Genomic DNA, 17,546 nt, shown 5'->3' with positions numbered 1-17,546 from the left:
TCTCCCGCATGCTGTTCTTCCGTGCAGCGGTCGATACGGACGGACATCGCCCTGGCCGCGAAAGGCGGGGAACCGCCGCTCGGGCCGCAGGGAATCGCATCGCACCGACCACGACGCCGCATCGCACCGACCACGACTTGCTCAACGGCCCTCACCGACGAGCGCCCGCCGAGTCGGCGTGGGCCGTGCGAGTGGCGTGGCGCACTTTTGCAAGCGCCTGCTTGCAAAAGTTAGCAAGGGTGGCGCACCATCGGGGTATGGCATCCCTCAACGTCGGCAATCTCGGTGAGTACCTGCGCGAGCAGCGGCGCAACGCGCAGCTGTCGCTGCGGCAGCTCGCCGATGCCGCCGGGGTGTCCAATCCCTACCTCAGCCAGATCGAGCGCGGGCTGCGCAAGCCGAGCGCCGAGGTGTTGCAGCAGGTCGCCAAGGCGCTGCGGATCTCCGCCGAGACCCTTTACGTACGGGCCGGGATTCTGGACGAGCGGGAGCGGGAGGAGCTGGAGACGCGGGCGGTGATTCTGGCCGATCCGTCCATCAACGAGCGGCAGAAGAGCGTGCTGCTGCAGATCTACGACTCCTTCCGCAAGGAGAACGGGTTCGAGCCCGGACCGGAATCCGGCGTCGCCGCCGGATCGGAGACCGGCGACGAGTCAGGGCCCGACGCCGGTGCGGACGGCGGCGGTGCCGGCGCGGCTTCGGAGCACTCGACGCTTTCGGAGCGTTCGGCGTCTTCGGAGCGTTCGGCGTCTTCGGAGCGTTCGACGTCTTCCATACCCTCCGCGCCCTCAACACCCTCCGCGCCTTCAAAGCCTGAGAAACCCTCAAACTGAGTCTGATGATCCGGGAGGACCACAGTCATGGCCATCACCGATGACCTGCGCAAGACCCTCACCGACCCGACCCCCCTCTACTTCGCCGCCGGTACGGCCGACCTCGCCGTCGAGCAGGCGCGCAAGGTCCCGGCGCTGATCGAGCAGCTGCGTGCCGAGGCGCCGGAGCGTATCGAGGCCGTGCGCAACACCGACCCCAAGGCCGTGCAGGAGAAGGTGACCTCGCAGGCCAAGGAGGCGCAGGCCACCATGCAGGCCAAGGTCACCGAGGTGATCGGGTCGTTCGACAGCGATCTGCGGAAGCTGGGCGAGAACGCTCAGGACCTGGCGCTGCGGAGCCTGGGCGTGGCCGCGGAGTACGCGGTGCGGGCCCGGGAGACGTACGAGAAGGTCGCCGAGCGCGGCGAGCAGACCGTGAAGCACTGGCGGGGCGAGACGGCCGAGGAGATCGTCGAGATCGCCGTCGTCGTGGAGCCGCGCAAGGAGTCGAAGCCGACCGGCGCCACGAGGACCGAGCCGGCCGCCAAGCCCGGTCCGGCGAAGGCCGCACCGGCGCCGAAGCCCGTGCCCAAGGCCGCCAAGCCGGCGAGCAAGGCCCCGGCCACGCCCGCCAAGAAGGCGCCCGCGCGCAAGCCCGTCGCGAAGAAGACCACTCCGCCGAGCGCGAAGTAGTAGAAGAGAAGTAGCGGCAGAAGTAGCGGTAGCGGTAGAAGCAGGAGACTGTCGGCGTCACGGCACCCCCACGGCGGCGCTGTGGCGCCGACAGGCGTGTGGCAGGGCGTGGCCGGGCACCGTCCGGGGTGTCCGGCCCGTTGTCCCGGTACCTTGGCCGCGAGGCGCTCATCCATTCATTAGGCGGTGCACACCATGTTGCTCACAGGATTCAGCACATTCATCACGCTGCTCTACGTGGCCATGCTGGTGCTGGCGGTGGTCGCGCTGATCATGGCCGCGATGGCCCGTGAGGACGCCTACCGGGCCGCGGACAAGCAGAAGAAGTCCTTCTGGCTGCTCATTCTCGGCATCGCCGTCGGCGTGAACGTATTGAGCCTCTACATGTCGGTGCTGTTCCTGCAGATCGCGGGCGTGGTCGCGTCCATCGTCTTCCTGGTGGACGTACGGCCCGCGCTGCGGGCGGTCTCGGGCGGCGGCAGCGGCCGGCGCGGCGGCTCCAGCAGCGACGGGCCGTACGGGCCCTACAACGGCGGGCGCTGAGCCTTCGCCGGGTTCGTGGCGCGGGACCGGGCGGCGCTCCGGTCCCGTTCGCCGTGCGGGGTCCGGCGGCGGACGGCGTTCTGGTCGCGGTCGAGCAGGAGGACCGCGACGTCGTCGGTCAGTTCGCCGCCGTTCAGCTCCCGCACCTGGGCGACCGCGGCCTCCAGGAGATCCTCGCCGGCCAGCCCCTCCGCCAGCTGCCGGTTGATCATCGCGACCATGCCGTCCTGGCCCAGCCGCTGGGTGCCGACCGGGCCGACGCGCCCCTCGATCAGCCCGTCCGTGTACATCATCAGGCTCCAGGTGCCACCGAGATCCACCTGCCGGCGTGGCCACCGGGCGCGTGGCAGCAGGCCGAGGGCCGGGCCGCCGTCCTCGTACGGGAGCAGGTGCGCGGCCCGTCCCTGCCGGGCGATCAGCGGGGCGGGGTGGCCCGCCAGACAGAGCCCGGCGCGCCGGCCGTCGGGGGCGATGTCGACGGTGCAGAGCGTCGCGAAGATCTCCTCGCTCTCCCGCTCGTGCTCCAGGACCTGCTGGAGGGTGGAGAGCAGCTCGTCGCCGCAGAGCCCGGCCAGGGTCAGTGCCCGCCACGCGATGCGCAGTTCCACGCCGAGCGCCGCCTCGTCGGGACCGTGCCCGCAGACATCGCCGATCATCGCGTGGACGGTGCCGTCGGGCGTACGGACCGTGTCGTAGAAGTCCCCGCCGAGCAGCGCGCGGCTGCGGCCGGGGCGGTAGCGGGCCGCGAAGCGCAGATCGGAGCCTTCGAGCAGCGGCGTCGGCAGCAGCCCGCGTTCGAGGCGGGCGTTCTCCTGGGCGCGCAGGGTGGACTCGGTGAGCCGGAGCTGGGCCGCGTCGGCGCGCTTGCGCTCGACGGCGTACCGGATGGCGCGGCTGAGCAGCCGGCCGTCGAGCTCGTCGCGGAAGAGGTAGTCCTGGGCTCCGACCCGTACCGCCTCGGCGGCCAGCGCGGTGTCGTCCTGTGCCGTGAGGGCGAGGACGGCGTGGCCCGGGGCGATCCGCAGGACGTGTTGGAGGGTGGCGAGCCCGTCGGGTCCGGCCGCGTCCCCGGCTCCGGAGGCGCGGGTCTCGCTGCCGGTCGGCAGGGCCAGGTCCAGCAGTATGCAGTCGACGTCGTCCGTGAGGAGCCGGCCCGCCTCGGTGAGGTTTCGGGCGGTGCGTATGCGCACCCTCGTGCCGGCCGCGGCCTGGAGCTCGGGGACGGTGAAGGTGCCCGCCGGGTCGTCCTCGATCACCAGGAGGGTGAGGTCGGCGCCGTGGGAGGCCTCCGCAGCGGCTTCGGCGCGTTGCTGCGGTACGGGTACGGGCATCGGTTCGGGTTTCCTTCCCTCCCCCCGAGGGCGCGGCGGACCGACGATCGACGATCCGCCAGACGGGGACGATAGCGGGCCGTGGCGGTGGAACGGAATGGCGTTCCGCGATTGGCCTGGGGCATATGCACAGTCATAAGCCGCGTGAGGTCACGGATCCGGCGAGATGTGCCGGGCCCGGGGTGGCTATCCGGACATGACAAAGGTCACGCGGGTGGTGGACGGCGGGTGGCGCGGGTCACGCCCGTGCGGGTACGGGGTGTTCGGAGCTGCTCGGCGTGGCGGCGCGGAGCGGAGCGCCTCCGCGAGGGGCACCCCCAGGGGTGTGCTCGGGGCATCCGCGCGGAAGCCCCGCGAAGCCCGCGCCGGTAGTCGCGCACACCTCACAGCGCACACCTCACAGCGCACACCTCACAGCACACGCCTCGCACCGCACGCCTCGCGCCGCCCTGCACCCCACGCCCGCACCCCCGGCGCCTACTTGTCCGGGCGTACGACCCCGAGTATCTGCATCGAGCCCGCGCCCGCCAGCGTGACGTTGCGGCCGGGGCGCGGGGCGTGGATGATCGCGCCGTCGCCGATGTACATGCCCACGTGACTGGCGTCACTGTGGTAGATGATCAGGTCGCCGGGGCGCATGTCCTTGATCGCGATGTGCGGCAGCAGCCGCCACTGCTCCTGCGAGGTGCGGGGGATCGGCCGGCCCGCCGCCGCCCAGGCCTGTGACGTGAGGCCCGAGCAGTCGTACGACCTGGGGCCCTCGGCGCCCCAGACGTACGGCTTGCCAATCTGCGCGGTCGCGAAGGCCACCGCCTCCTTGCCGCGCGCGCTCGCCTCGCGGTTGATGTCCTTCAGAGCACCGGAGCTGAGCCAGGCGGTCTGCTGCTTGTACGCGGCCTCCTGCTCCAGCTTGAGGAGGCGGGCCCGCTCCTCCTTCTTGAGCCGGGACTCCAGCTTCTTCGCCGCGGCGATCTGGGCGTTGATCTTCTTCTTGGCCTTGGCCTGCTTGATCCGGTTGGCTTCGAGCTTCTTCCAGTTGGTGCTCGCGTCCTTGGTGTACGTCTCCAGGTCCTGCTGGGTCCTGGTCAGCTCGCCGAGCACGCCCTGCGCGGCATGCTGGCCCTCCCGGACCCGGTTCACCCCGTCCAGGAACAGCTGCGGGTCGTCGCTGAGCATCAACTGGGCACCGGGCGGCAGCCCGCCCGTGCGGTACTGCTCGCGGGCCTGGGCGCCCGCCTGGCTCTTGAGCTCGGCGATCCTCGACTGGCCCACGACTGTCGCGCGGGCCAGCTTCACGATCTCGCCGGACTGCTTCTCGGCCTTCTCCTCGGCGAGGTTGTACGCGTCGGTGGCCGCCCCTGCCTTGCGGTAGAGGTCGTCGATCTCCTTGCGCACCTCTTCGAGGCTCTTCTTCGGCGCCTTGGCGGCGGCGGACCTCGCGTCGGAAGGGGATGGCTGCGCCGGCTCGGCGAAGGCCTGGACCGGCGTGATGAGCACGGTCAGCGCGCAGACCAGAGTGATCGCGGCCGAGGCACAGTGACGTCGGTTCACGAGATTCCCCCCGAATGAATCTGATTTACCGTCAGTAACTTTTCGCCGATGTCGAGATCGTGCCATGCCGTACCGAAAAGCAACAGGGGCGCACGGCCGCCGTCCTGACGGTCGCACACGCGGATCGGCGTTCCTCGCCTCCCCGGCTTCCCTCTCTCTGGACGAACGATGCCCCGTCCGCGTTCCCGTCCGCCTCCCCGTACCCGGTCTTCCCGCGTCTGTTCAGCGCGAGTTGGGTCATGGGTTGGGCCGGAGGGCCGCCCATTTCACCGTGACTTCGCCCTGGCGCCACCGCCGTACCCCGTCGGCCAGCGGCCAGTCGTCCGACAGCGCCCGCACCGCGGTGATCCAGCGCTGCCGGGCGCCCAGCGAGGCGTACGGGGCCGCCGCGGCCCACGCCCGGTCGAAGTCCCGCAGGAACGCGTGGACCGGTTCGCCCGGAACATTGCGGTGGATCAGCGCCTTGGGCAGGCGCTCCGCGAGGTCGGACGGGCGGTCCAGGGAGGCGAGCCGGGTCGCGAAGGTGACCGTGCGCGGACCCTCCGGCCCGAGCGCCACCCAGACGTGCCGGCGCCCGATCTCGTCGCAGGTGCCCTCCACCAGCAGCCCGCCCGGCGCGAGGCGGGCGCACAGCCGCCGCCAGACCGCCGCGACCTCGCCCTCGTCGTACTGGCGCAGCACATTCGCCGCCCGGATCAGGTCGGGGCGCTCGGGGAGCGGGATCTCGAACCCGCCGTGCCGGAAGGTCAGGCCCTCGCGCTCGTACGGCTTCGCCGCCGCGACCCGCTCCGGGTCGATCTCGATGCCGACCACGGCCGTGCGCGGCTCGGCGGTACGCAGCCGGTGCAGCAGCTCGACGGCGGTCCAGGGCGCGGCGCCGTACCCGAGGTCGACGGCTACGGGGCGGTCGGCGCGGCGCAGGGCCGGGCCGTGGGCGGCGGCGATCCAGCGGTCCATGCGGCGGAGCCGGTTCGGGTTGGTGGTCCCGCGGGTCGCGGTGCCGATGGGGCGCATGAAGCGAGCGTAACGATCTCGCGGCGGGCGGAGATGCGGCACCCGCACCGCAATGTTTTGGTAAAGCGGAATGAAAGGAGAGATTCCGCTGTTGGAGCCGTTCGCAGGGGCTCGGGTCCCCCGGCCGTCATGCCCTGAGTGAGGAGGACCGGACGACGTGAGTCAGTACGTCTCCCGGCTCGGCAGCAGCCGGGTCGCACCGCGCCTCAGGTTCCCCGCCGCGTTCCCCGGCGGTCACCGCAAGCCCCGACGCATCGCGATGCTCTCCGTGCACACCTCACCGCTGCACCAGCCGGGCACCGGCGACGCGGGCGGGATGAACGTCTACATCGTGGAGCTGGCCAGGCGGCTCGCCGCGATCAACATCGAGGTCGAGATCTTCACCCGGTCCACCACCGGCGGGCTGCCACCGGCGGTCGAGCTGGCCCCCGGAGTCCTGGTCCGGCACGTCGACGCGGGGCCGTACGAGGGACTGGCCAAGGAGGAGCTGCCCGCCCAGCTCTGCGCCTTCACGCACGGTGTGATGCAGGCGTGGGCCGGCCAGCGCCCCGGCTACTACGACCTCGTCCACTCCCACTACTGGCTCTCCGGCCACGTCGGCTGGCTCGCCGCCCAGCGCTGGGGCGTCCCGCTCGTCCACGCCATGCACACCATGGCGAAGGTCAAGAACGCGGCGCTCGCGGAGGGCGACACCCCCGAGCCGGCGGCCCGCGTCATCGGCGAGACCCAGATCGTCAGCGCGGCGGACCGGCTGATCGCCAACACCACCGGGGAGGCGGACGAGCTGGTCCGCTTCTACGAGGCCGATCCCGGGTCCGTCGCCGTCGTCCACCCCGGGGTCAACCTGGACCGTTTCAGCCCCGCCGACGGGCGGGCCGCCGCGCGGGCCCGCCTCGGGCTGCCGAAGGACGCCCTGATCCCGCTCTTCGCGGGCCGCATCCAGCCGCTGAAGGCCCCGGACGTGCTGCTGCGGGCGGTCGCCGTCCTGCTGGACCGCGACCCCACGCTGCGCTCCCGGATGGTCGTACCGGTCGTCGGCGGCCCCAGCGGCAGCGGGCTCGCCAAGCCGGAGGGGCTGCAGAAGCTGGCGGCGCGGCTGGGCATCGCCGACGTCGTACGGTTCCAGCCGCCGGTCGGGCAGGAGCAGCTCGCCGACTGGTTCCGGGCCGCTTCGGTGCTGGTCATGCCCTCGCACAGCGAGTCCTTCGGCCTGGTCGCCATAGAGGCGCAGGCGGCGGGCACCCCCGTCGTCGCGGCGGCCGTGGGCGGACTGCCGGTGGCGGTGCGGGACGGGGTCAGCGGCTTCCTGATACCCGGGCACGACCCGCAGGCGTACGCACAGGCGCTGGCCCGGTTCGCCGACGCGCCGGAGCTGGTCGCCCGGATGGGTGCGGCGGCCGCCGCGCACGCCCAGGGCTTCGGCTGGGACACGGCGGCGTCGGCGACGGCCGACGTGTACACGGCCGCGATGTACGAACACCGCCGTCGCGTACGCTCGCACCATGGCTGACGTACCCGCTGACGTACCCGCTGACGTTCCCGACGGAGCGGCACCGTCCGAAGCGGCGACGGTGCGGGCCGCGCAGGTCATCGAGGCGACCCTGAAGGAAGCCGGGCTCGAATGGGAGAGCCCCGAGCCGGGTGATTACGTCGTCAAGCTGCCCGGCACGCGCAAGCTGTCCACCACCTGCTCGCTGCGGGTCGGCAGGCACTCGCTCTCCCTCAACGCCTTCGTCGTCCGGCATCCGGACGAGAACGACGCCGCGGTCCACCGCTGGCTGCTGGAGCGCAACCTCCGTCTCTTCGGCGTGAGTTACGCGATCGACCCGCTCGGCGACATCTATCTGGTCGGCAAGCTGCCGCTCTCCGTGATCACCCCGCAGGAGCTGGACCGGCTGCTCGGCACGGTTCTCGAAGCGGCCGACGGTTCCTTCAACACCCTGCTGGAGCTGGGCTTCGCGAGCGCGATCCGCAAGGAGTACGAGTGGCGGGTGTCGCGCGGCGAGTCCACGCGAAACCTGGACGCGTTCACGCATCTGACCCAACGCCCGGCCGACCGAACCGACTGACCGGCCCGCCTGCCCATCACGGCCTGTCTGTCGCCGCGCCGCCCGTCTGTCGTCGCACCGTCTGACCGTCACCGCCTGAGGATTGCCGCCCGGAGATTCCCCGATGCACGCCTCTTTCGGCGTGCCTGGAAGCCGTGGCATGCTCGCCGCCGACGCAGATATGAACGTCGTTCACATAGCTGAAGGCGGCTCGGATTCATGGCGATCGGATTCATCGAGAACAACGAGGGGAACATCAGCAGGCGCGGGCTGCTGGCCGGTGCCGTGGCGGTCGCCGCGACGGCGGTCGGCGCCACCGCCGCAGGCAGCGGCCCGGCGTTCGCCACCGCCGCTGCCGGCGGCCCAGCCTCTGCCGCCCGGGGGACCGCGGCCGGTGCCCCACGGGCGGCCGCCCCGCTCTGGCGGGAGTTTGCCGCCGCCCCGTTCACCCACCCGCAGATCCCGTTCATCGGCCGGGCCGGCCACCGTGGCGGCTCCCGCCCGCCCCGTCGTACCGGCCGAGGGTTCGTCGTCGACGTCCGGCGCCACGGCGCGAAGCCCGACGGCTCCGCCGACGCCGCCCCCGCGATCAACCGTGCCATCGCCGCAGCCGGAGAGCGCGGCGGCGGCACGGTGCTCGTCCCCGAAGGCACGTACCGGATCGACGACATCATCCGGATCGGCCACAGCGACGTGGTGGTGCGCGGCGCGGGCAGCGGGCGCACCAAGCTGTACGCCACCAGAAACCTCACCGAGCTGATCGGTGCGTACAGCAGCCGGTACGGCGGCGACAAGTCCAGCTGGTCCTGGGCCGGCGGCCCTCAGTGCCGAGCCTCCCCCTCTGCCCGCAGGACCGTTGGGCCTCGCTCACCGACGCGATCCGGGCGAAGTCCTGGCCCTTCGAGGGCTGGACCGGCAACCGGCGCGACGAGTGGCGCACCCTGACCACCGTCGCCCCCGCCCGCCGGGGCGTCCGCTCGATCACCGTCGACGACACGACGGGGCTGCGGCGCGGCGGACTCGTACTGCTCCGCCTCGCCGACGACGCCGGCCACACGCTCCTGGAGCACATGGCGGGCGGCGGCCCCGGCCCCGAGGCGTACCACTGGGACGACAAGTCCAAGCTGACCTCGTACGTCCCCTACGAGTGGCCGGTCCGTGTCACCTCCGTACACGGCCACCGGGTCACGCTGGAACGCCCGCTCCCGCTCGACGTGCGGCCCGAGTGGGATCCGCGGCTGACCACGCTCGTCACCCCGCTCACCGGCTCCGGTGTCGAGGGCCTCACGCTCGAAGCGGTCGAGACCCCGCAGTCGCCGCATCTGCTCGACAAGGGGTACAACGGCGTCGCGTTCCAGTGCGCGTACGACTGCTGGGCCGACGACATCACCGTCCGCCACATCGACAACGGCTTCGGCCTGATCGCCGCCTCGGCCTGCACCCTGCGCCGCACCCGGGTCGCGGGCCGCGGCTCGCACCATCCGTACTACTGCCGCGAGGGTTCGCACGACAACCTGATCGAGGACTTCACCGTCGAGCGGCGCACCGTACCGGCGCCCGCCGGGGCGCAGCTGCACGGCATCAACGTCGAGGGCCTGTCCAGCCACAACGTCTGGTCGCGCGGGCTGATGGAGATGGGGACGTTCGACTCGCACCGGGGCATGCCGTTCGCGAACGTCCGCACCGACATCACCGTCGAGAACAACGGGCGGCACGGCGGTGACGCGAGCGCGGGGCCGCTCTTCGGCGCCCGCTTCACGCACTGGAACATCCGGGTCACCAACGGCCGGGCGGGCCTGATGCGGATCGACGGGCTCGCCCCGTACAGCGCGACGGCCGGCATCAGCGAGGTCACGGAGTTCGACCAGATCGACGTCCCCGACTTCACCGGCGATCTGCACACCAGGCTGGAGGCGTACGGCACCCCGGAGGCGGTGTGGCCGCCCAATCTGTACGAGGCCCAGCGGGCCCTGGCCGGCTGAGGCCCACGGGAGCGGGCGCCGCGGCTCAGTCCCCGGTCCGCAGCGCCGACTCCACGTCCGTCAGGGCCGATTCGAGCTGCGGGGCGACCTGTGTCCACGCCCATTCCAGGTCCTCCCGGGAGGCGCGGCGCGGGACGGTCTCCACCAGCATGATCAGGTAGAGGTAGCAGCGGTAGAGCGCGAGCCGCAGCCGCACCGACGCGTCGAACACCACCGGCCGTCCGCCGCCGTCCGCGTACCCGGTGAGGAAGTCCTCGTCCTCCGCCATGTTCCCGAACAGGGCGAGCGATACGAAGTCGGCGACCGGGTCGCCCCAGAACATCCGCTCGCCGTCGACGATCCCGCCGACGGTCCGCGCACCGGGCCCGCCGTCGACGAGCAGGTTGCCCTGCCACAGGTCGAAGTGGACCAGGGCGGGTCGTACGACGTCGTCGAGCACCGGCGACGCGGCGGCGAGCAGCGCGCGGATTTTGGCCGTCGGGCGAGGCAGCCGGGCCCGGTAGGTGTCCGCGTCGGCGAGGACGGCGTCGGTCATCGCGGTGAACGCCTGCCGCCAGGACGGCACCAACGGCCCCACCGCCAGGGACGGATAGCCGAAGCCGCCCGGGTTGGTGACGCTGTGCAGCCGGGCGACGATCCGCCCCAGGTCGCCGCGGAGCCGGCGCTCTTCCGCGGCCGGCGGCGAGCCGGCGGCGAACTCGCTCCACGGCCGCCCCGGACAGGCAGACATGATCACGTACGGGCCGGTCGGCGCGGCCGGGTCGAGTTCGCTGTGCAGGACGCGGGGGACCGGTGCCGAACCGTCCGCGCGGGTGTAGAACGTGGCCTCGTTGACCAGCAGATCGCGTTCGTAGCCCATCAGGGTTCCGGGGGTCGTGGGCGGCGGTATCTTCACCACCCAGTCGGCGCCGTCGGTGAGAGTCACCCGGGAGACCGTGTTGAACGTGCCTCCGGTGAGCGGCGCGCATCGGGCGATCCGGTCCTCCGCCAGGCCGATGGAGCGGAATACGGCCGAGGTCGTTCCGTCTGTCTGCATGGGAGCGATTGTGTCCCGGCGCCGGGTTCCGGTGGGGATCCCGGCGGTCACGGACGGCGCCTTCACAGGATGATCACAGCGCCGTCACGATCGCATCCCGTGCCCGACTTGATTGATCATCAAACCAATTTCTGCTCATAGAGTGAGCAAAACCGAACACCCTGCTCATAGAGACGGACCGGACCAATGCGTTCCACCGCCATACGCCGTACCGCTGTTGCCGCCACCGCGGTGTCCCTGGCCCTGTTCGCCACCGCATGCGGCGGTTCGGACTCCGGTTCCTCCGGCAAGGGGGACGCGGGGGCGGGCGCCAAGGGCAAGGAGTCCGCGGCCGCCGCTCCCGCGGCCGAGGCGCTGAGCGCCGCCGAGCTGGAGAAGGCCGCGCTGGCCCAGGGTGACGTCAAGGGCCACAAGATCTCCAAGGCCGCGGCCAAGGACACGATCGCCGTCGACGACATCAAGACCGGGAAGAAGGTCTGCGCCCCGTTCGCGGATGCGCTGATGGGCGCGCAGATCGGCGAGCCGGGCGCGTTCACCAAGCGCACGGTCGTCAGCGAGCCGAAGAAGGGCGACCTGGCGAAGCAGGACAGCGGGGACGCCGAGGAGGCGTTCAAGGCCGCGTTCGACATCACGACGACGCAGCTGGCCCTCGGTTCGTACGACGGCAAGGGCGCGCAGGAGTCGGTCGCCTCGCTGCGCACCGCGGCCACCGAGTGCGCCGGCGGCTTCGAGTTCACCGCGGCCGGTGAGAAGCAGAAGGTCGCCAAGATCACCGAGGAGCAGGTCAAGGGCGGCGAGGAGGCGGCCGCCTGGACCGTTCAGGTGGAGCAGGGCGGGGAGAAGGTCGAGTTCAAGCTCGTGGCCATGCGCCAGGGCTCCTCGTTCGCCTCGTTCTCCTCGATGAACCTGGCCGCGATGGGTGGCGGCGGGGACTTCGAGCTGCCGACCGCGCTGGTCGAGGCGCAGGCCGCGAAGCTGGCGTAGGGCCGGGTGCGGGGCGGGCGAGTACCGGGCGCCCCGCACGTGAGTATTCGTACTCATGATCGGTGTTTCGTGCTCCAGGCAGGCTGGTAGTACCAGTCAGCAGCGAGGAGCGACCATGTACGGGATCAGTCGAATCGGCCGGGCGGCGTCCGCGGGGCGCGGGCGTCGCGCGAGCCGTTCCGCAGCGGGGCTCGCCCTGGCCGCCGTGACCACGGCGGTACTGGCCACGGGCTGCTCGATGCAGGACGCGATCTGCGGCGGCGGCGAGTATCCGGTCATGACGATCGGGGCCACCGGATCGGCCTGCGTGCCCGACGACGAGGACCCGCCGAAGGGGTACGTCCGGTACCCGAAGGGCAAGGTCCCCGAGCACGTGGACGACAAGTGGGACGTGTACTGGCGGACCCACAGCGTGGACGAGGACGGCCGGATCATCGAAGTCCCGGCCGGTTCCTAGGAGTCGGGCCACCGGCGGTTCAGGGCAGTGGGACGAGCCTCACCACGGTGACGATCAGGACGGACCCGGAGACGTAATAGAGCACGATCGCCCCGGCCACGGTCGCCTCGCGGCGGTCGCGCTCGCTCTTGACGGCCGACGAACCGTGTCCGTACGGGTCGAGGCCCAGGGTGCGGGCCATCTCGGTGCGGAAGGTCTCGCCGTCGCGCATCTTGGCCAGGGAGTCGTCGGCGGGCGGTGCGTAGGAGATGCGGAAGCTCAAGCGACGCTCCGCCTCTCGGCCTCGTCCTGCGCCAGTCGGTCCAGGATCTTCTCGGCCTCCGGATCGGGTACGGCCTCCAGCATCCAGTGCCGCATGACCGCCTGGATCTCGCCCACACCCGCGTCGTTGATGGCGCGGTCGAACTCCTCGCGTCTCTCCTCGGGCAACGCGGCACGGATGGCCGGAATGCTGTTGGGCACGTCGACCTCGGCGCCGCCGACGAAGGTCTTCAGGGGCTCGCCCATGATTGCTCTCCCCGCTCTCCTTGCTTCCTCCGCACGGCCCGTCCGGTCGGTTCCGCCGTCGCGCGGGCCGGTGCTCGGGACACCGTAGCGCCAGTGCCGACGACGAACACGCAACCCCACGCGATACGTTCGCCCGGTGACAGCGACATCATGGGACATATTGCTGATCGGTGGGGCTTCGGGCGTCGGCAAGAGCCGGGCGGCCGCCCAACTGGCCGGAGAGCCTGGCGAGTCGAAGGGGTTCGTGGTCGAGTTCGACGACGTCGTCAGCGCCGTCGAGGCCATGACGACGGCCGAACACCACCCCGCACTCCACCACTTCGAGAACATCCCCGACACGGCGCGGCTCGGCGTCGACCGGGTGCTGGACCTCCAGATCGCCACCGCCAGGGCCCTCGAACCCGCGGTGCTGGGCGTGGTCCGCAACCGCCTGACCGTCGACGTACCCGCCGTGATCGAGGGCGACTACCTCACCCCGGCCGCCGCGGCGGAGGCGATCCGCGCGGGACGGGCGGCCGGTCGCCGGGTGCGGGCGGTGTTCCTGCACGAGGGCGACCCGGACCGGATCACCGCCAACTACGCTGCCCGGGAACCCGGCAGCGGCGAACAGCGCCACCGGGCGGAGGTCAGCGCCGCGTACTCGCACTGGCTCGCCGACCAGGCGGCCCGGCACGGCCTGCCGGTGGTCGAGTGCCGCCCCTGGGACGGCCTCGCGGGGCGCGTGGAGCGGGCGTTGGGACAGGACGGGCTGTTGGACGGGCCGGACTGGGTGTTGGACGGGCCGGTGATGTCAGACCCCGGCCATACGCTCGGACCATGAGCGTTTCCATCTACTACAGCGCCCGCCGGGCACAGCCGCTGACCGGAGCCGAGTCGGCGGCCGTCGAGCGCGTGGTCGCCGCGCGGGCGGAGTCGTTCCCGTACGACGACGAGGAGGGCCTGTATCTGTACGGCCCGGGTGACGACGACGGGATCATCGCCGGCTCCACAAAGCTGCCGGGCGGCGACCCCGGTCGGTGGCTGCCGGTGACGGCCCATGTGCTCGACTCCGTCACCGAGCTGCGCCGCGTCGTCGGGGGAGCGCAGTGGCACGTCCACATGGACGACCTCGATGTCCCGTGGGACGAGACCGAGGGCTACGCCCTGCCGGGCATGCGGGACGAGGCACTCGCCGCCGAACCGGGCGGCCTCTGCGACACCCCGGGCGAACAGGGCGGGTGAGGGGGCCGGGCGGCTGCCGTTCCGGCCCCTCACCCGGGACCGGGCGACTACCGTCCGGCCCTCTCACCCGGGGCCGGCGGCTGCCGCCCCGGCCTCATCGGGGTGGGCCGAGTACTTCGTCGGCGCTGCGGGGTTCTGTCCGCGGCTGCTGGTTGAGCCTGTGGCGCTCGATGGAGGATCGCCGGTAGACCTCCTTGCGGGCCCGCATGATGTTGCCGAGGGGCGCGTGTTCGGCGGTGACCCGCCAGGGCGTGAAGGACAGCGCGTCCATCCTCTCCAGGTTCTCCGGGCCGGAGATGTCCTGCCGCGGCAGCCGCAGTTTCGCCACGGTGGTGGACGGTGAGAGCTGCTCGGGCCACTCCACGGTGGTGTCCTCCACCGGCATGCGCTCCGGATCGGCGCAGAGCTGGACCTGGATGTCGAAGGTGTAGGGCCGCTCCCGCAGTTCGGCCTGCAGGGCCGGCCGGAAGACCTCCTGCGCGGAGGCCGGGTCGATGTCGCGCCGGACCACCGCGGCGGCGGAGGACGGGTCGGGGGTGATGCGGACCTTGGCGATGTACTCCCCGTGCCGGACCGCGCCCATCGTCCAGTAGCTCGACAGCAGCAGGTTCGCCGGAGGAGTCTTCGACAGACGCAGGAAGGCCAGGAACTCGTCCCACGCCCAGTCGTCCTGGTCGAGGGTTCCCTTTCCGGTCACGAAATCGGTGAAGAAGCGACGTGCGCCGGGCCGGCCCCGGGCGAAGTAGGACGGCGCGTTCAGGAACAACTCCTGGATGAACAGGTAGTGCTCGACCGTGTTGCAGAAGAAGACCGGGCCGTTGATGTTGGCGTAGTCGAAGGTGCCTGTGTCCGGTTCGTCCTCCAGCAGGGTCGGGCCGGGGATGCCGAAGATCTTCAGCGCCAGTCCGGTGGCGGCGCCCAGCCGCGCGTCGGCTCCGGCGTGCGGCGAGCCGTTGGAGAAGCGGATCAGCGCGTCGTGGGTTCCCGGAGTCGCGTAGATCCCTTGGGCGTACTCGGGCGGCAGTCCGTCCAGGATCTCCACTTCCCCCCGGACCAGCCCGTAGCCCTTGGCGTGGGCGTCGCGCAGTGCCCGTCCGGTGCCACCGGCCTCGACCGACTCGGCGATGTAGCTCTCGGTCTTCTCGATCACCGTCCGCAGGTTCTGGTCGAAGTGCGGGTCGTCGTCTTCGACATCGGGCGTGTAGCGGACGAACTGTGCTGGCATGACCTCGACCTCTCCTCGGAGAGCGTGAACGGATCTCAGGGGGTGGGAATCGCCGTCAGTCCTCCAGTTCGGCGAGCCAGCGCAAGGCACGCAGGCCCGGCAGGAAGCAGTACTCGCCGCCGCGGGTGACCACGAAGCCGGGCAGGTTCCGCAGGCGGCGCCGGACCGGCTTCTCGGGGATGGTGACGCTGCCGGTTCCGCCGTGATGGCCGGCCACCGGGTCCTTCTCGCCGGGGTAGCCGATGAAGTTGCCGTCGTTGACCCACTCGGCTTTGATGAACTCGAACTGCCGTTCAAGGTGGGCCCCGATGAAGGCTCCGACCAGGCCGCGATCGGCACCGTCGTCCTCCAGCACGCCCTCGGGCAGCGGCGGCCCGTAGGTGGTGCCGCGACGGATGAGGCGGTGCATCCGGGCGTCGCCGATGATGGTGGAGTCGCGGGGGTTGGTGCGCCGGATGTGCGCACCGGCGGGGCACCGGTAGCCGCGATCGTCGTGCTCCCGGTACAGGAAGTTGTTGACGCGGTGCGGATCTGCCGCCAGCTCCGGATCGTCGTGCTCCGGTGCCAGCGTCAGCGGCGCCCCGCTGGGCCAGCGCCCGACCATCTTCGCTGCCAGGAGCGCCTCCTCCTCGGCGCCGGAGCTGTTCGCGCGCAGGTACCGGCGCCAGGCCGCCACATCGGTGTGGACCTTGCGAACGGCCACGTAGGTCCCGTTGCGCCCCAGCACGTCGGGGCTGGGCATGGGCGGCAGGCTGCCGGTCTCGTCGGGGTAGCCGAGGATGAACTCGCCGGCCTTGATGGGTGTTTCCTGCGGGTTGGAGCCGGGGAGTCCGACACCCTCGATGTTCGGATGGCTGATGCCGTCACGGAAGCCGAAGGTGGTGCGCCCGGTCGGGAGCTGATGCACCTTCTGCTGCCAGATCACCCGGACGCCGGGCGTGTCCTCGTAGGCGACCCGGGCCCGCTCCAGTTCCCTGGCCAGCTGGGCCGTGTCCGAGGAGAGGGCGCTCAACGCGATGTGGACCTCGCCCGTTCCGAACGGCGCCTCCCAGCGGGCCGGTGAGCTCTCGCCCACATCACCGATCAGCTCCGCCCGGGCGGCCATGCCCTCGCGGAAAGCCTGCGGAAAACTGTCCAGCGAATCCTGGGGCACCCCCAGGGCTTTCAGCCCCTGGTACGTGAATGCCACGGCCACCCACGCGTCCTGGCTCCGGTCCGCGCCGGGCAGACCGCCCGAGGTCACCGGGAGCAGCCGCCGCAGCAGGGCGCGCCCGGCGTGACGGTCGTCGACCCGCAGGAAGATGAACTCTCCCTCGTAGGGCACCGGCCGTGGACGCAGTGCCCCGCTCTGGACGTCGTCGATCTCGACGCGCACGCCGGCCGGACCGCTGCTTCCTGTCGCATTCATGATCTCTTGTGCCTCCACATCGGTCTCCGCCCGGAAAGCCCGGCAGTGACCGGTCCGCGCCCGCCGACGCGGTCCACGGATGTGGGGTCGGCTCCGAGAGTTGGTTTGTGTGCTGGTTCTAGGCCGAGGCTTCCGCCAGCAGCTTCTGGAAGGCCGGGGTGGCCACCAGCTCGGCGTTCGCCGGGTTGTCCAGCGCTGCCCGGAACTCGTCGGTGTCCAGCACGTCCTGGAACGCGTCGTCCACGCGGTGGTCCTTGTAGATCTGCTGAACGGTCAGATCGGGGTAGGCGCTGACGAAGACCCCTGCGGGTTCCTGGTGGGCGAGGAACCAGTCCTTGACCCCTGGATCTTTGATGCCGGGGAACCCTTCGCTGTGCGAGAAGACCTTGTCGAAGCGGGCCCCGACCACCGTCTGGGCGAAGTCGTCGATGTAGGTGTCCCAGGAGCCGTCGAAGACGCTGGCGAACATGAACCGGGTGTCGTTGTCGAAGATCACGTGCCGTGCGTCATGCAGCGTGCCGATCTGGCGCAGCGCCATATGGACATTCTCGTCATTCGCCGCGTCGCCGAGCCAGGTGAGATCCTCACGCAGCGCGTCGGCCTCGCCCGGCTTGATCTTGGTAAAGACGGTGAACTCGCTGCAGACCCCGTCCGACCTGCCCGGCCGCTCGGGGTGAGCTGATGGGGTCGCACCTGTTGCCGCAGTCATTGCGAGATTCTCCTGCCACGGATCG

At 71.2% G+C, this 17,546-nt stretch carries 18 protein-coding genes and 1 pseudogene; 10 read left to right on the top strand and 9 right to left on the bottom strand.

Annotated features, from left to right (window positions below):
- Positions 1 to 257 precede the first annotated feature (257 nt).
- The 3 genes from ABZ622_RS03900 to ABZ622_RS03890 all read left to right on the top strand — a co-directional run bounded on the left by ABZ622_RS03900 (position 258) and on the right by ABZ622_RS03890 (position 2,048).
- On the top strand, positions 258 to 833 hold the full coding sequence (locus ABZ622_RS03900) for a helix-turn-helix transcriptional regulator (protein ID WP_360540009.1): 576 nt from the start codon (positions 258 to 260) through the stop codon (positions 831 to 833).
- 27 nt (positions 834 to 860) lie between these two features.
- Complete coding sequence (locus ABZ622_RS03895; RefSeq protein WP_360540007.1) at positions 861 to 1,505, top strand: hypothetical protein; 645 nt, start codon at positions 861 to 863, stop codon at positions 1,503 to 1,505.
- A gap of 195 nt (positions 1,506 to 1,700) precedes the next feature.
- Entirely contained in the window at positions 1,701 to 2,048 is a 348-nt protein-coding gene (locus ABZ622_RS03890) for a DUF2516 family protein (RefSeq protein WP_360540005.1), read from the top strand.
- Here the strand turns inward: ABZ622_RS03890 and ABZ622_RS03885 are convergent.
- The 3 genes from ABZ622_RS03885 to ABZ622_RS03875 form a co-directional block, all read right to left on the bottom strand.
- The gene (locus ABZ622_RS03885; RefSeq protein ID WP_360540003.1) at positions 2,030 to 3,379 is read right to left on the bottom strand and encodes a fused response regulator/phosphatase; all 1,350 of its coding nucleotides are present in this window, start codon (positions 3,377 to 3,379) and stop codon (positions 2,030 to 2,032) included. The genes ABZ622_RS03890 and ABZ622_RS03885 overlap by 19 nt on opposite strands.
- Before the next feature lie 477 nt (positions 3,380 to 3,856).
- Positions 3,857 to 4,930 carry an NlpC/P60 family protein gene (locus ABZ622_RS03880; protein WP_360540001.1) on the bottom strand — a complete coding sequence of 358 codons (1,074 nt, stop codon included), beginning with the start codon at positions 4,928 to 4,930 and terminating at the stop codon, positions 3,857 to 3,859.
- 237 nt (positions 4,931 to 5,167) lie between these two features.
- On the bottom strand, positions 5,168 to 5,944 hold the full coding sequence (locus tag ABZ622_RS03875; RefSeq protein ID WP_360539999.1) for a class I SAM-dependent methyltransferase: 777 nt from the start codon (positions 5,942 to 5,944) through the stop codon (positions 5,168 to 5,170).
- Between the two features lie 157 nt (positions 5,945 to 6,101).
- Between ABZ622_RS03875 and mshA the strand changes: the two genes are divergently transcribed.
- From mshA to ABZ622_RS03860, 3 genes and pseudogenes are all read left to right on the top strand, one after another.
- A complete protein-coding gene (gene mshA / locus ABZ622_RS03870; RefSeq protein WP_360539997.1) occupies positions 6,102 to 7,454 on the top strand; it encodes a D-inositol-3-phosphate glycosyltransferase in 1,353 nt (450 codons plus the stop codon).
- The gene (locus tag ABZ622_RS03865; RefSeq protein WP_360539995.1) at positions 7,447 to 8,013 is read left to right on the top strand and encodes a YbjN domain-containing protein; all 567 of its coding nucleotides are present in this window, start codon (positions 7,447 to 7,449) and stop codon (positions 8,011 to 8,013) included. The genes mshA and ABZ622_RS03865 overlap by 8 nt, the downstream gene beginning before the upstream one ends.
- A gap of 198 nt (positions 8,014 to 8,211) precedes the next feature.
- Positions 8,212 to 9,974: pseudogene (locus ABZ622_RS03860) on the top strand (glycosyl hydrolase family 28-related protein).
- A gap of 25 nt (positions 9,975 to 9,999) precedes the next feature.
- Here the strand turns inward: ABZ622_RS03860 and ABZ622_RS03855 are convergent.
- Complete coding sequence (locus tag ABZ622_RS03855; RefSeq protein WP_360539993.1) at positions 10,000 to 11,010, bottom strand: aminoglycoside phosphotransferase family protein; 1,011 nt, start codon at positions 11,008 to 11,010, stop codon at positions 10,000 to 10,002.
- 186 nt (positions 11,011 to 11,196) lie between these two features.
- Here ABZ622_RS03855 and ABZ622_RS03850 point away from each other — a divergent pair, with 186 nt between their 5' ends.
- Positions 11,197 to 11,994 carry a hypothetical protein gene (locus ABZ622_RS03850; protein WP_360539991.1) on the top strand — a complete coding sequence of 266 codons (798 nt, stop codon included), beginning with the start codon at positions 11,197 to 11,199 and terminating at the stop codon, positions 11,992 to 11,994.
- Positions 11,995 to 12,109: 115 nt separating this feature from the next.
- Positions 12,110 to 12,451, top strand: a complete 342-nt coding sequence (locus ABZ622_RS03845) for a hypothetical protein (RefSeq protein WP_360539989.1) — start codon at positions 12,110 to 12,112, stop codon at positions 12,449 to 12,451.
- 19 nt (positions 12,452 to 12,470) lie between these two features.
- Here ABZ622_RS03845 and ABZ622_RS03840 read toward each other — a convergent pair whose 3' ends face one another.
- Entirely contained in the window at positions 12,471 to 12,713 is a 243-nt protein-coding gene (locus tag ABZ622_RS03840) for a hypothetical protein (RefSeq protein WP_124717262.1), read from the bottom strand.
- Positions 12,710 to 12,958, bottom strand: coding sequence for a hypothetical protein (locus tag ABZ622_RS03835; RefSeq protein WP_124717261.1), 249 nt, complete (start codon positions 12,956 to 12,958; stop codon positions 12,710 to 12,712). The genes ABZ622_RS03840 and ABZ622_RS03835 overlap by 4 nt, the downstream gene beginning before the upstream one ends.
- A gap of 136 nt (positions 12,959 to 13,094) precedes the next feature.
- Here ABZ622_RS03835 and ABZ622_RS03830 point away from each other — a divergent pair, with 136 nt between their 5' ends.
- Complete coding sequence (locus ABZ622_RS03830) at positions 13,095 to 13,778, top strand: AAA family ATPase (RefSeq protein WP_360539986.1); 684 nt, start codon at positions 13,095 to 13,097, stop codon at positions 13,776 to 13,778.
- Positions 13,775 to 14,179, top strand: a complete 405-nt coding sequence (locus ABZ622_RS03825) for a hypothetical protein (RefSeq protein ID WP_360539984.1) — start codon at positions 13,775 to 13,777, stop codon at positions 14,177 to 14,179. Before ABZ622_RS03830 ends, ABZ622_RS03825 begins: the two co-directional genes overlap by 4 nt.
- A gap of 94 nt (positions 14,180 to 14,273) precedes the next feature.
- Here the strand turns inward: ABZ622_RS03825 and ABZ622_RS03820 are convergent, their stop codons facing one another.
- The 3 genes from ABZ622_RS03820 to ABZ622_RS03810 form a co-directional block, all read right to left on the bottom strand.
- The gene (locus tag ABZ622_RS03820) at positions 14,274 to 15,404 is read right to left on the bottom strand and encodes a catalase family protein (protein ID WP_360539982.1); all 1,131 of its coding nucleotides are present in this window, start codon (positions 15,402 to 15,404) and stop codon (positions 14,274 to 14,276) included.
- Between the two features lie 55 nt (positions 15,405 to 15,459).
- Positions 15,460 to 16,812: a Dyp-type peroxidase gene (locus ABZ622_RS03815; protein ID WP_360539980.1), complete on the bottom strand. Its 1,353-nt coding sequence runs from the start codon at positions 16,810 to 16,812 to the stop codon at positions 15,460 to 15,462.
- Between the two features lie 118 nt (positions 16,813 to 16,930).
- On the bottom strand, positions 16,931 to 17,521 hold the full coding sequence (locus ABZ622_RS03810; protein ID WP_360539978.1) for a hypothetical protein: 591 nt from the start codon (positions 17,519 to 17,521) through the stop codon (positions 16,931 to 16,933).
- Positions 17,522 to 17,546 lie beyond the last annotated feature (25 nt).

This window comes from Streptomyces sp. NPDC007164 (assembly GCF_040634135.1).
In the GTDB taxonomy this organism is placed as follows: Bacteria; Actinomycetota; Actinomycetes; order Streptomycetales; family Streptomycetaceae; genus Streptomyces; species Streptomyces sanglieri.
The sequence above is the reverse complement of the archived record's forward strand: the minus strand, read 5'-3'. Positions and strand labels throughout refer to the sequence as shown.